The following is a 13,608-nucleotide window of genomic DNA, read 5'->3' on the forward strand; positions in this document are numbered from 1 at the left end:
TTGATCTTTCATATCTCATCTCACCCGGCGGGGATTCATACTGACACCGTGGCCGCCTTGGAAGGTGTCATGGGGTGACCCTTACCGAGGCTGTACCAGTCGCTACTTAAGGAGCCATTGTATGAAGAAGATTGAGACCGACAACATCCGCAACATCGCCATCATCGCCCACGGCGGTGCGGGCAAGACTTCTCTTTGTGAAGCGGTCATGTTCAACGCTGGAGCAGTCACCCGCCTCGGGAAGGTCGAGGAGGGCAACACCGTAATGGATTTTCTGCCGGAGGAGATCTCCCGGCAGATCAGCGCAAGCTCGGCCACGGCTACCGTGGAGTGGAAAGATCACCAGATCAACATCGTGGACACCCCCGGCTACCAGGATTTCATCGCCGACTCCCTTTACGCGATCAGGGTCTGTGGCGGCGTTGTCGGGGTTGTCAGCGCGGTCTCCGGAGTTGAAGTCAACACCGAAAGACTCTGGAAAGAGGCCCGCCGCAAGAAGCTTGCGGGTGCCATTTTCATCAACAAGATGGACAGGGAAAGAGCAGATTTTAACAGGGCGATCAAGGATGTGGAATCCAAGCTCAGGGCCAGGCCGGTCCTGTTGCAGCTGCCCATCGGCGCTGAGGCCGATTTCAAGGGGGTCGTGGATCTCATCTCCATGAAAGCGTGCCTTTACGAAATGGACGGGAGCGGGAAGTTCACCGAGCACGATATCCCCGATGACCTTTCAGCCATGGCCGCCGAATACAGGGAAAAGCTGGTGGAGTTCGCTGCCGAGGGGGACGACACCCTGATGGAGAAGTACCTCGAGACCTTCGAACTCACCGACGAGGAGGTGTACCAGGGGTTGAGGGCGGGTGTCCTTGACGGGGACATCGTGCCCGTATTCTGCGGCTCCGCGACCCTCAACATCGGCGTCCGCAAGCTCCTCGATGCCATGGTGGCGCTGATGCCCTCGCCTGTGGACGCAGGTGCTGTCCTCGGGGTCGACGGCAAGGGAGAGGAAGCCCGGAGGGAACCAAAAGAGAGCGAGCCTTTCGCCGCCTTCGTATACAAGACTCTGGCCGACCCTTACGCCGGCAAGCTCACATTGTTCAAGGTGGTTTCCGGAGCCCTGAAATCGGACAGCGGTTTTTTCAATACCACCCGTGACGCCAAGGAACGCTTCGGCAACCTGTTCCTGCTCCAGGGCAAGAAACAGATCAACGTTCCGGAGGTGGTGGCCGGTCAGTTGGCAGGTGTCGCCAAGCTGAAGGAGACCCGCACCGGTGACACCCTGTGCGCCGATGGAAAACCGTTCATCCTGCCGGGTGTGGACCTCCCCACTCCGGCTCTGTCCTATGCCATCAAGCCAAAGTCCAAGGGGGACGAGGAGAAGGTGAGCCAGTCACTGGCCAGGCTCCTGGACGAGGATCCCTCCCTCCACGTTCAACGGGACGACGCCACCAGGGAAAACATTCTTTCCGGGATGGGTCAGCAGCACATCGAGGTCACCGTGGAACGCCTCAAGACCAAGTTCGGCGTTGAGGTGGAGATGGCCGTGCCCAAAGTCCCCTACAAGGAGACGATCAAGGGCAAGACCCAGCTTCAGAGCCGGTACAAGAAACAGACCGGCGGGCGGGGGCAGTTCGGGGACGTGTGGCTGGAGATCGAACCACAGCCCAGGGGCGGAGATTTCCAGTTCGTCGACAAGATCGTTGGCGGCGCCATCCCCAGGAATTACATCCCTGCGGTGGAAAAGGGAATCCGGGAGGCCCTGGTAGAAGGCGTTCTGGCCGGGTATCCGGTCACCGATGTGAAAGTGACCCTCTACGATGGGTCCTATCACACGGTTGACTCATCGGAGATGGCGTTCAAGATCGCCGCGTCCATGGGTTTCAAAAAAGGGTTCCTGCAGTGTAAACCTGTTCTCCTCGAACCCATCGTCAACCTTGACATCACGGTCCCCGACGAATTCATGGGGGCTGTCATCGGAGATCTCAATTCGAGGAGGGGCAAGGTTCTGGGCATGGACCCTCAGAGTGATGTCCAGATCGTCAAGGCCCAGGTCGCCATGGCGGAGATCCTGAGTTATGCCCCTGACCTGAGATCCATGACCGAAGGCAGGGCATCTTTTGCCGTCTCTTTCTCCCATTACGAGGAAGTGCCAGCGCACCTGGCCGAGAAGGTTATCGCGGAGTCTCAGAAAGGGAAGGAGAAGGAATAAAGTATGGGCGACGATTTTGATCTTTTTCCAAAACGGGAAAACCTGGACCCATTTTCCTTTGGAACCCGGGAGAAAAAGAGCGAAGCCGAGCTGAAAGAGAAGGGGACCGAGGATCTGTTCGGGCAGGAAGATCAACCGCCCGCCCCGCCCCCCCTTCCTGATCTGCCTCTCGATCTGCCTGGCGCGGAGCCTGCGGCTGTTGGAGAGGGTCTGCCGTCTCTGGAGCCCACCATACCGGAACCCCCACCTCTGCCGCCACCGCCGCCCCCGCCATCCGGACCCGTTGCCTCTCCATCGGACTTCTCCAGCGACGGTCCCATCTCGGAGGAAAAAACCTTCGACGAACCCGTTTTCGACGACAGTAAGCCGACACCCGCTCCAGGGAAGAAATCAGGCAGGAAAACGCCGTCCCCATTTGTTTTCGTGGGCGGCGCCCTCCTCATCATCATCGGGTTGCTCTTCGGTGCCTACACCTACCTCATGAAAGGCAGGGCGCCTGAACCCCGTGCGGCCCTCCCACCGGTGAGCGTATCTGTACCCGTACCAAGTCCCGCACCGGTTCCAGCATCCGGACCCGAGACCCAAACGGAACCGGCCAAGCCTTCCCCTCCGGAAAGCGCTGTGAAGTCCGGGACTCCTCCATCTCCCACACCCGCTCCCGCACCGGTTCCGGAACCCGCGAAGCCTGAACCGCCAGAATCCGAACCGGTGAAACCTGAGCCGGGTACCCCTCCGGAACCGGCCAGGACAGCAGCGGCACAACCTTCGCCACCTCGGGTTCCCCAGCCCGGCGCAGCCGCGGTTTCTCCAGGTGACGTCCAGTATTCCATCCAGGTCGGGGCCTTCATCCTCCAGTCCAGCGTGCTGGAACTGGAAAATAAGCTCAGATCCCTCGGGCACGAGCCGTTCCGGAAGGAAGGGTCGACGACAGTCATGATGAACATGCTGACCGTGGGGCCGTTCGCTTCTGTGGCCGAGGCCCGGAGCGCCTTGTTCCGGCTTAAGGCCGCCGACGTCGATTCAAACGTCAGGCGCAGGGCCGATGGGGGGGCCATCGTCAACGCGGGAAGCTATCTACTGGAGGAGAACGCCGACAGCGTCATGAAAAAGATCCGCTCGCTGGGATACCCGGTTCGGATGTCCAAAAACGAAGCCAGACTTCCCATGACCTTCGTCAGGGTGGGAAGGTACCCGGATATGGAGGAGGCTTCGGTGCTGAAGGATGAACTCAGGGGGAAGGGGTTCGACGCCATCGTCGTCAAACTCCAGTAGACGGATGCCTTACATTTTTTCGGTCCTACCAGGAGCTTGGCGGATAGCCTCACGCAGGCTCCTGCTGTTTTGGTCACATGATGTTCTCTCGTTTCAGACACACAGGATTAAACGGCAGCGTGCGCAGGTTTCCCGATACGCTCCCGGTTGATCCTGTGTGGGAAGGTGATTCATGTCCGGGGATTCCCAACCTGGTACCGGGATAGACGCACATCAGCTCAGCATCATCATAAAGATGATGAGGGCCCAGGACCCGAAGACCAGGGACGTGGCTGTCCGTGCTCTCAAGGATGTGGATCCGGAGAAGATTACTGCTCTCCTGAGCGATCCTGAGCTCACTTCCGAAGCTGCTGCCTACTTTGCACGGCATGCCGGCGAACGACGGGACTGGATCGAGGCTCTTCTTGCCAACCCGTCATTGTCCGATGAAGACAGCGCTCTTCTGACATCTGCAGGGGCCTCCACTCCGGAGAAGAAGGTTTCGGCCCCAGGGGATGAGGCAGAGGAACACCTCAGTGTCGGCCAGCGGATCGCCCGGATGAACGTGGGACAGAAGATCAAGGCTGCCATGCAGGGGGACAAGGAAGTACGCACCATCCTCATCAAGGACACCAACCGGGAAGTCTACAAGGCGGTCCTCAATAACCCCGGCCTGAAGGAGGCCGAGGTCGAGATGATGGCGAAGAATACCGGGACGAGCACCGAGATCCTCAGGGCAATTGCCGCCAACCGGGAGTGGGTCGCCAACCGTAATATCATGCACGCCCTTGTCATGAACCCGAAGACACCGGTGAACCTGAGTATCAGGTTCCTGTCACGCCTGGGCCGGAAGGAGATCGAATTCATCGCCAAGAGCAGATCCATGCCCCAGGCCCTTCGAAACAACGCCAAAAGAATCGTGTCCGCCAAATCCAAGGGGAAATAACCGATGCCTGTGTTCAATTACGCCAAGAAGGAAGTGAACGTAAAGGTGGTCTACTATGGGCCCGGGCTGTCCGGCAAGACCACCAACCTTCAGCAGATCCACGAAGGGATCAAGCCGGAGTTCAAGGGCAAGCTCGTTTCCCTGGCGACCCAGACCGACCGGACCCTCTTCTTCGATTTCATGCCCCTGGAGTTGGGCTCCCTGGGCGGCTACAAGGTTCGGCTGCACATTTACACCGTGCCCGGGCAGGTTCATTACAACGCGACACGCAAACTGGTCCTCAAGGGCGTTGACGGGGTCGTTTTCATCGCCGACTCCCAGCGAGCCATGAGCGATGCCAACGTGGAAAGTTTCCTCAACCTGGAAAAAAACCTCCAGTCCTACGGGAAAGCCCTTGTGGACCTCCCCCACCTCATTCAGGCCAACAAGAGGGACCTGGATGATATTGCCTCTATGGACGAGATCGGGGCTCTTCTCAACCGCTATGGTGCTCCCCTGACCGAAGCGGTGGCTTCCGAGGGAAAGGGGGCCCTCGAGACCCTCACGGAGATCGTCCGCATGGTGATGAGAGGGCTGAGGGATCAGTTCAGACGTCAAATTAATGAAAGGGAAGATGAAGCCTCAGTCACAGACGCAGTCTCAGCTCCAGAACCCCCACCTGCGCCTGCTCCGGTGGCCGAACCGATGGTAGTCTCAGACACAGTCTCAGACCCGGTGCCGGAACCACCCCGCCCTGATCCCAGTCGAGGGGAACCGGAAACTGCTGTCACTGATAGGGCGCAGCCCATTCGAGTGAATATCCCTGTTGAGGGGATCGGGACGCTGGAGCTTTCCATTATGGTCACCGCGAAGATAGTGGAAGAGGACAGGAGTCTCGAAGTGCAGGTTGAAAGCGCTGCCATCGAGGGCGCGGAGCCTGAAATAGACACAGACACGGACACAGACACAGTGCTGGAACCGGTATTCACTTCCGGCGAGGCTGTAGTGGACAAACCAGAGCCGGAACCTGAGACCGAGACCGTGACTGAGACTGAGACTCCCCCCCCGCTGGGGGAAGAGAGTGCTGAACCCCTCGGGGCTCCCCTGGATGGCCAGGAAATGGATCCTGAGGTCGAACCACTGGATGTTCCGGAAGCGCCCCTGCCGGAAGTGTTCCTCGACGACGAGAAGATCCTCACCGACGATGATGCCGCGCCTGCAGATACAATAGCCACGGACTCGACGGAACACCCGCTTGACCGGTACGACCCCACGGCCAAACCCATCGCTCTCTTTGCAGAGAGCGGGGACGAACCGGCCCCGCAGGAGCCGGCTCCGAAGAAGAAGGGGTTTTTCGGAAGGTTCAAAAAATAGTAGAAAGTCGCAGACCCTGAGCTTGTCGAAGGGTGGAAAGGGGAAAGGGGAAAGTTAAAAGGGGAAAGTGGAAGGTGGAAAAGAAATCATGGGCGGCCTGCGGGCCGCCTTTTTTTATTATTTGAGCAAAGCGCAAAGGGAGAAGCAAAGAATTGATGTTGGATTCCGGCTCAGGGCTATGCCGTGTCCGGAATGACGGATAAAAACACTCCGCGTCCCCGTGTCCCCGCGTCGAAAGGTTTTCCTCCTCCCTCCTCCCTGCTTTCCCTTGGCCCCCATCTTGCTCTTCCCCGTGAATGAACTCAAGAATCCATAAAAGTCTCAAGATCCCCCTTCTCCCTCCTGCCTGTATTCCTGCCCTGATCCTTGCCGTCAGCCTTGCCGTGGGCTGCCTGGCGGGGCGTCCGGATACCGGACTACCTTTTCACGTCGCCCTGCCTGCCGGTTCCGGAGCGGTGCTCGCGGCACTGCTGTGTCCCAACCCGATCACTGTGGCGGCGGCAGGCCTACTTGCCGGCAGCATTGTGGAAGGTGCCAGGCACTCCAGGGAGGAGACGTGCATGGGCCTGTTTATCCCGGAGACGACTCTCCGGGGTGTGGTCACCAGAACCAGGCCCGGGACCCACGGGTCGGTGCAGGTCACTCTCGATGTGAGCGAACTCCTTACCACGGAAAAGATCCCGGTGTGCTTCCCGGCGACCTTTTCCATGCCTGCATCAATGGCTGCCGGCAGCGTTACCGACGGATTACCGGAGTCGGGGAACACTGTGACCGTTCGTTCCGCTCTGGGGATGGGTGTTAACTCCCTTATGAGTGGACAGGGAGGCGCTGCGCACTGGAAGGGGGAAAGTGATCAAGGGGGGGTCGTCGCCGCCGCAAGAAGGCGTCTCGCAGGGGCGATAGACCAGAGCGAAAGCCCTATGGCCGGCCTTCTCGCCTCCATGGCCCTGGGTGAGCGCTGGCGGGTTCACAGCCAGGTCCGGGATCTTCTCAGGCGCAGCGGAACGTACCACCTCCTGGCGGTCTCCGGGGTGCACATCGCCGCGGCCATCCTGTTCCCCTCCCTTGTTCTTCGTATGTGCTGCGCCATGTTCGGAGTATCGATGGTTGGCTGGAGCAGGATGGCACTGCTTGTCGTGTCGGCGGGCGCAGCCCTTTTCTACCTGTCCTTTACCGGTTCGAGCCCCTCGGCCATCCGTGCCTTTCTTTTTCTCCTCCTGTTTCATCTGGCAGCCGCGTCCGGCCGCCAAAGGCTCCCATTAGCTCTCCTGGCCTGGTGCGCTGTTCTCATCATCGCTTTTTCCCCGGCCAGTCAGCCCGACCTGGCCCTCGTCATGTCGGTGCTGGCCGTGACCGGAATCCTGGCGGCATCACAGGCAAAAGGCGGACGTTGTGAAAAAGGGCATTGGCGCGCTGGGGCGGGTGAGCATGGACGTGGAGCAGGCCCGGGACCATGGGCAGGAAAAGCGTGGCGTCAGGCATGGGGTGTTGTACTGGGTGCTGCCATATTCACCATGCCCGTGGTGGCCTGGTGCGCCTCCGGGATCTCCCTGGTGGGTCCGGTCGCCAACTTCCTCCTGTCGATCCCCTTCGGTCTCATCCTGATCCCATGGGCTGTCATGCTTGATATCCTCGCCCTCTGCCCGTGGGTGGATCTGGAGAGGATGGTCCGTTCCTGGGAGACCGCGGCCGGGTTTGTCATGGCCGCTGCGGATCTCATCACGAGTTTCCCACTTTCCTTCATACCCCTGTCGTGGACAGGCCGGGCAGCGGCGACCTTGTCGGCAGTCGGTGCGGCGTGGATCTGGGGACGGGCAGGATGGGGAATCCGCCGGGGGGCGCTCCTCTTCCTCACAATTGGGTGTATTTCAGGAACGATACATTACGTGGACGAGATGGTGAGAGGGCGTGACCTGACCGTCTTCTTCCCTTCCCTCGGCCAGGCGGACGGGTCTGTCCTCCGGGTAAAAGGGCAGACCGTCCTCATCGACTGCGGGCCGCCGGGTTCGCCGGGCCGGCCGGCACCCATGGCAGGAGCGCTGGAAAAGCTGGGCATCAGGCGCGTGGATGCTCTTTTCATCTCGCACCCCCATCCCGACCATGGGGGAGGCCTGGGGGAGATCGCGGCCCGGTGGCCCATAGACCGTGTATTCCTGGCGGGCGACCACCGAAACCTGGGGGACTGGGAAACGGTGCTGGAAGCGGTTCCGGTAAACACCCCTGTCCGCCTTCTCCTGGCCGGGGACAAGGTCTGCCTGGGCGAGCTTGAGTTCAGAACACTGGGCCCGAGGGATGGGGCCGCCCTTTCGGCCGATCCCAACGGCGGGTCCATGATCCTGCTGGTCACCGGCGACCGATTCAGGGGGCTGTTCACCGGGGATGCTCCGTGGAGCCTGGTAGCTGGAGCTTTACCGGGGGTAGGGGAGCTTGACCTTTTCAAGGTGCCTCATCACGGGAGCGCCACCGGGTTTGCCGGGTCCGGGATGGAGGAGGTCATCGAATCGATGAGAGTCTCCGGGAACACAACGGATAGCACATGGGGCGGCCGCACACGGTTCCTTTGCCCCTCACGAACTCCGGGACAGGGGACACTGCCCTCCAGGAAAGTGGTCAAATGGTTCGCCTCCCGGGGCATCCAGTTCATTTATCCGGAATATCCTGGAATTACCCTGCGGTATCTCAAGGATCGCCCAACGAAGTTCTCACGGCCGCACTTTGGCTGCCGCCTTCCCCTTATGACTCCGTAATATGTTCTCGGGCGGCGCGCCCAAATCAATGAATAGCCGCGCCTGGGAATGGCGCCCGGATCGATGATCGACCATCTACCGCGCCTGGGAATGGCGCCCGGATCGATGATCGACCATCTACCGCGCCTGGGAATGGCGCCCGGATCAGTGACTGAAATACAGGTCACTGATCCGTGAGGGAACCGAAAACCACGCTTTTCGGTTTCCGTTGAGCCAAAGTCCTACTCGGACTTTGGCGATTTACAGTAGTCACCGTGAGGGAACCGAAAACCACGCTTTTCGGTTTCCGTTGAGCCAAAGTCCTACCCGGACTTTGGCGATTTACAGTAGTCACCGTGAGGAAAGGGAAAACGACGCTTTTCCCTTCCCCCAGGACATTAATGAGCCAGGAAAAGTTCCGCCTGGACTTTTTGCGACTCTATCAAAATTGTGTTGTGTTTTCCCTCCAGACACCAGACACTAGACTCCAGACGCTTTGTCTAATCCCTGCTCCTGTTGACAAGGGTCACTTGTTCTGATACTAAAAACTGTTATTTTCTATATCTTTAGGCATTTTTCATCCGGGGAGATCCAATGGCCAGATACAAGATTCTGGTCGTCGACGACGACCAGTTTTCCCGCACATTCTGCCGACAGATCCTGGAAGAGGGCGATGACCTTTCTGTGGTCGAGGCTAACCAGGTCGATGAGGCGCTTCGGATCATTGCCGAAGGCGGCATCGATCTCGTCATTTCCGACCTCGTCATGCCTGAAAAGACCGGGCTCGACCTGGTTGAGATACTCCGTCTCGAGGCGCCCAGCCTCAAGGTGATCCTGATCACAGGGCACGGTACGGTTGAAAGCGCCGTCAAGGCCATGAAGCTGGGTGCCATTGATTATATCCGGAAGCCTCTTAACCCGGCGGAATTCATGATCGTTGTCCGCAGGGCCCTTGAGCAGATCCGTCTTTCCGAAGAGAACCAGGCGCTCAAGAGCAGCCTCAAGCTTTACGATGTGAGCAGCCGGATATCACGGACCATCGAGATCGAGGAACTCTACCAGACGATCTTCGATCTCATGATCCAGGAAACGGGAGCGACCAGAGGTTTCCTTTACGTGGTGGACCAGGAGCAGGGCGATTCCAACATCATCCTGTCCGAGGGGTTCGATGCTGACGACAACGAGGACCTTGACCGGAAGCTGTTCGAAGAGTACCAGATGGAACTCACCGATATCACGACCCCGTTTGTCCCCGGCAGCCCTCCGCTGGTCAAGATAAATTGCCGTTCCGTCTCGGATAGCATCCAGTCGGTCATGTTCGTTCCCCTCAGGAACAAGTCCGACATGGTAGGGATGGTGGTATTTTTTGACACCGAGCGGCTGGCGGTTTTCGGTGATGAGGAGATGAGGGTAGCGACTTTTCTCTGTGAACAGGCTAACGCCGCCCTGGAAAATGCCCTGCTTTACTCCCAGGCCAAGATCCTCACCATCACCGACGACCTCACCAACGTCTACAACTACCGTTACCTCAACAATATCCTTGACCGGGAACTGGTGCGGGCTCAGCGGCTGAACTCATCCATGTCCGTCCTGTTCCTGGATCTCGATTCGTTCAAAAAGGTCAACGATCACCACGGGCACCTTCTGGGCAGCAAGATCCTCATCGAGCTGGCCGGCCTGCTCAAGGGAGCCGTCCGAAAGGTGGACGCCGTGGCCCGGTATGGTGGCGACGAATACATTGTCGTCCTTACTGATACCAACTCCAAAGGCGCCATGATCGTGGCCGAGAGGATCCGGCAGATGGTGGAGGAGCACACCTTCACCGTGAGCGAGGGGTATCCCGTGAAGCTCACAATTTCCATCGGTGTAGCCTCCTATCCCGAACACGGGGTCAGCAAGGTGGAGCTGCTGCACCTTGCCGATGAAGCCATGTACCGCGGCAAGTACGGAAGGAAGAACATCGTTTACGTGGCGACGCCGGACGAAAAGACCCTGACTGGTCCGATCAGCCCGCCCGAGTCCATCCCAGATAGTCAATAAAGGATCACCACCATGAGCTTGCTGATAAGGGGTATCCGGGGGTTCAGGGATATCCCCGCTGAGGAAGCTTTTCGGCATCGCTACGCAGAGGACCGGACCAGGGAGCATTTCGCCCTTTACGGTTACAGGGAGGTCCGCCTCCCCCTGGTAGAATCCACCGAACTGTTCGCCAGAGGTATCGGTGAGGCCACCGATATCGTCGAAAAGGAGATGTACACCTTCGAGGATCGGAACGGAGCCAGCCTGACCCTCCGCCCCGAGGGGACCGCTTCGGCCGTGCGAGCCTATCTCGAGGGTGGGTGGAAGTCCCAGGGCAGAATCGCCAAGATCTTTTACACAGGGCCCATGTTCCGTTACGAACGTCCCCAGAAGGGCCGGTACAGGCAGTTCTACCAGGTCGGCCTCGAAGCTGTCGGGGGGGCCGGTCCCATGGTGGACGCCGAGGTCATCGACCTCCTTCACCGGCTTTTCGTGCGGCTCAAAGTGGACAATGTCAAGATCCTGGTCAACTCCCTTGGCTGTTCCGAATGCCGTCCGGCGTTCAGGGAAAAACTGCTCGCCTTCATCCAGGGAAAGACGGAAGAGCTTTGCGCCAACTGTGTCCGAAGGACGGGTTCCAACCCTCTCAGGGTGCTGGACTGCAAGGTCCCGTCGTGTCGTGAGGCCCTGACGGGGGCACCGGTGATCCTCGACGACCTGTGCGCTGAGTGCGACGATCATTTCAAACGCGTACTCGAGGCGCTGACCGGCCTGGACGTGCCCCACGAGGTGGACCCGGGGATCGTCAGGGGCCTCGATTACTACAACCGGACAGCTTTCGAGGCCGTGTGTACAGGCCTCGGGGCCCAGAACGCCGTGGCTGCAGGCGGTCGTTACGACGGGCTGGCCCGGGAGATCGGCGGAGACGTGCCGGGCATCGGTTTTGCCATCGGTCTGGAGAGGCTGACCCTGGTCATGGACTGGGAGGGCCTGGAAGAGGCCGGTCCCGATTTTTTCGTCGCCTCGGCCACGACAGCCGCAAGGGTCCCGGCCATGGCCCTGGCCGACACTTTGCGAGAGCAGGGGTTCGCGGTCCAGACTGACCTGGAGGACCGAAGCCTGAAGGCCCAGTTCAGAAGTGCCCACCGCATGGGCGCGGCCCGGGTCCTCATCCTCGGTGACGACGAGTTGGCTGAGGGGTCCGTGCAGGTCAAGGATTTTGCCACAGGTGAACAGGTAAAGGTGGTACAAGAAAAGTTCGTTGAAGGTCTAAAGGGGCCGCCGCGCCTCTCCGGCAGCATAAAGTAGCGTGAAAATCTCATCCCCGGAATCGCACGGTTTTTCATGTCTTGGCGGTTCCGGGGTTTCCGGCAGCATGGCTTGCTCTCTCCAGGCACTGCCGGAAAGGGAAGGAGAACGGCGATGATCACATCGGGAAGTCTGAAGAGCATGGATCTGCTCAAGATCCTGAAGAATGCCGTAGCCAAGTCCTTTACCGGGACCATCACCCTCAAGGGCAAGACCGGGCTGGCCTCCATCACCCTCAAGGGAGGCGAGGTCGTCTTTATCAGGGAACCGCGGATCAGGAGCAGGCTGGGGCGGTACCTTGTCAGCCGGAACATCATCACTGAAAAGGAGCTCCAAGGCGCCTTGAACGCGCAGAAAAAGAAAGGGGGCACTTTCCTCGGGGAAGTCCTCATCGAGCAGGGCGTTATCGACAAGGAGTCGCTGGACCAGGCTATGAAAAACGTGGCCGAAGAGTCTCTGGTGCACCTTTTCACCTGGGAGGAGGGCCTGTTCCGGGTGGAGGAGGAGGATGTCCCGGGCGACTCCATAGGGGACATCGATTACGAGGCCCTTGCCGGATCGGCCAGGCAGCTGGCTTCCGCCGTGGTGGACGACTGGGCCATCGACGAGATGATGCCCAAGGAAACCCGGATAAAGGATGACATCCGGGAGGAGATCTTCACGGCCGTCCGCCGCGTCAGCCAGAAACTCCGGGAGCTCAAGCCCGACGAGGTTGTTCTTCTCGTCGAGGACGAGATGCTCATGCGCGAGATGTTCCGGGACAAGCTCACTACCTTCGGGTTCGAGGTGGACGCGGTGGAATCTCCCCACAAGGCTCTCGAATTGCTGTCACAGTACGAGGAGGACGGCAAGATACCCATCGTCATCACCGATCTCATTATGCCCACCTTGAGCGGGAAGGGGATCTTCGGGGGACTCGAGCTTCTCGAGGAGATCCAGAAGACACACGGGCACATCCCGGTCATCGTCAACACGGCCTACCCGGACCCCTCGATCCGCAGACGGGCCCTCTTTCTGGGAGCCACCTACTATATCAACAAGCCGGAACGCAAGGATATCGCCCCTGACCAGCTGGAAAACCAGCTCAACCTTTTCATCGAGGAGGTCGCCCTCTGTATCCAGAACGTGATCCAGCGCCACGAGGTCTACTTCGAACGCGATCATCAGAACATCCTGAGAGAGGAACTCCTTTCCCAGCTCATCCAGTCCCGTGAGGAGCTGCAGAAGGTGGGAGAGGTCGTCCAGAGGGACTCGGGGGACATCAAGTTCCTGTCGGAGACGAGCGCAAAGATGGTGCGGGACAAGAGCCTGGGTAAAATGGCGGAGGTCATTGTGAACTTCGCTGCTGCCGAGATGGACCGTTGCGCGATCCTGCTCGTCCGCAAGGACGACGTCACAGGGTTCTACGGCTCAGACCGGCGCCCGAGGGGGGAGGGGTTCGGCGGGGCGATCAAGGGGCTGGCCATGAGCGTGTCCGATTCCCCCCTGCTCAGGCAGGCCGTGGAAGGGAAGAAGGTTGTCACCATGGAAAACCCCGGCGATCAGCTGGGAGCTGTCCTGAAGGGTGTCCTGGGTGACCCGCCCCCCCATCACACGGTGGTTCTTCCCATCATGGTGCAGAACATGGCCGTTGCCCTGCTCTATGGTGACGTGGTCCCCGGCGGGCCGCCGCCCAGGGAGATCGAGTCCCTCGAGATCCTGATGAACCTGGCCTCCCTTTCCCTCGAGATCCAGCAGCAGCAGGTCATGATCAAGAGGTTGAAAGGGAGTTAGTTAACAGTGAAACGTGTATGGCTTAT

The 13,608-nt window shown here is 59.5% G+C and carries 8 protein-coding genes; all 8 read left to right on the forward strand.

Annotation, left to right across the window (positions count from 1 at the left end):
- The first annotated feature begins 121 nt into the window (after positions 1 to 121).
- The 8 genes from fusA to P1S46_00505 all read left to right on the forward strand — a co-directional run bounded on the left by fusA (position 122) and on the right by P1S46_00505 (position 13,582).
- On the forward strand, positions 122 to 2,206 hold the full coding sequence (gene fusA, locus P1S46_00470) for an elongation factor G (GenBank protein ID MDF1534960.1): 2,085 nt from the start codon (positions 122 to 124) through the stop codon (positions 2,204 to 2,206).
- 3 nt (positions 2,207 to 2,209) lie between these two features.
- Positions 2,210 to 3,478: an SPOR domain-containing protein gene (locus P1S46_00475; protein ID MDF1534961.1), complete on the forward strand. Its 1,269-nt coding sequence runs from the start codon at positions 2,210 to 2,212 to the stop codon at positions 3,476 to 3,478.
- Between the two features lie 172 nt (positions 3,479 to 3,650).
- Positions 3,651 to 4,403, forward strand: a complete 753-nt coding sequence (locus P1S46_00480) for a hypothetical protein (protein MDF1534962.1) — start codon at positions 3,651 to 3,653, stop codon at positions 4,401 to 4,403.
- A 3-nt stretch (positions 4,404 to 4,406) separates the two neighbouring features.
- Positions 4,407 to 5,756 (forward strand): hypothetical protein, encoded by a 1,350-nt coding sequence (locus P1S46_00485; protein ID MDF1534963.1) that lies wholly within the window; start codon positions 4,407 to 4,409, stop codon positions 5,754 to 5,756.
- 296 nt (positions 5,757 to 6,052) lie between these two features.
- Entirely contained in the window at positions 6,053 to 8,503 is a 2,451-nt protein-coding gene (locus P1S46_00490; protein MDF1534964.1) for a ComEC/Rec2 family competence protein, read from the forward strand.
- 573 nt (positions 8,504 to 9,076) lie between these two features.
- Complete coding sequence (locus tag P1S46_00495; GenBank protein MDF1534965.1) at positions 9,077 to 10,522, forward strand: diguanylate cyclase; 1,446 nt, start codon at positions 9,077 to 9,079, stop codon at positions 10,520 to 10,522.
- Between the two features lie 12 nt (positions 10,523 to 10,534).
- Positions 10,535 to 11,809 carry a histidine--tRNA ligase gene (hisS, locus tag P1S46_00500; GenBank protein MDF1534966.1) on the forward strand — a complete coding sequence of 425 codons (1,275 nt, stop codon included), beginning with the start codon at positions 10,535 to 10,537 and terminating at the stop codon, positions 11,807 to 11,809.
- Between the two features lie 114 nt (positions 11,810 to 11,923).
- Positions 11,924 to 13,582 (forward strand): response regulator, encoded by a 1,659-nt coding sequence (locus P1S46_00505; protein ID MDF1534967.1) that lies wholly within the window; start codon positions 11,924 to 11,926, stop codon positions 13,580 to 13,582.
- Positions 13,583 to 13,608: the final 26 nt, after the last annotated feature.

Source organism: bacterium (assembly GCA_029210545.1).
Lineage (GTDB): Bacteria > BMS3Abin14 > BMS3Abin14 > BMS3Abin14 > BMS3Abin14 > JARGFV01.

Coding starts and splice junctions, on each gene's coding strand:
- hisS (MDF1534966.1), top strand. CDS start 10,535: ATGAGCTTGCTGATAAGGGGTATCCGGGGGTTCAGGGATATCCCCGCT.
- fusA (MDF1534960.1), top strand. CDS start 122: ATGAAGAAGATTGAGACCGACAACATCCGCAACATCGCCATCATCGCC.
- P1S46_00475 (MDF1534961.1), top strand. CDS start 2,210: ATGGGCGACGATTTTGATCTTTTTCCAAAACGGGAAAACCTGGACCCA.
- P1S46_00495 (MDF1534965.1), top strand. CDS start 9,077: ATGGCCAGATACAAGATTCTGGTCGTCGACGACGACCAGTTTTCCCGC.
- P1S46_00480 (MDF1534962.1), top strand. CDS start 3,651: ATGTCCGGGGATTCCCAACCTGGTACCGGGATAGACGCACATCAGCTC.
- P1S46_00485 (MDF1534963.1), top strand. CDS start 4,407: ATGCCTGTGTTCAATTACGCCAAGAAGGAAGTGAACGTAAAGGTGGTC.
- P1S46_00490 (MDF1534964.1), top strand. CDS start 6,053: ATGAACTCAAGAATCCATAAAAGTCTCAAGATCCCCCTTCTCCCTCCT.
- P1S46_00505 (MDF1534967.1), top strand. CDS start 11,924: ATGATCACATCGGGAAGTCTGAAGAGCATGGATCTGCTCAAGATCCTG.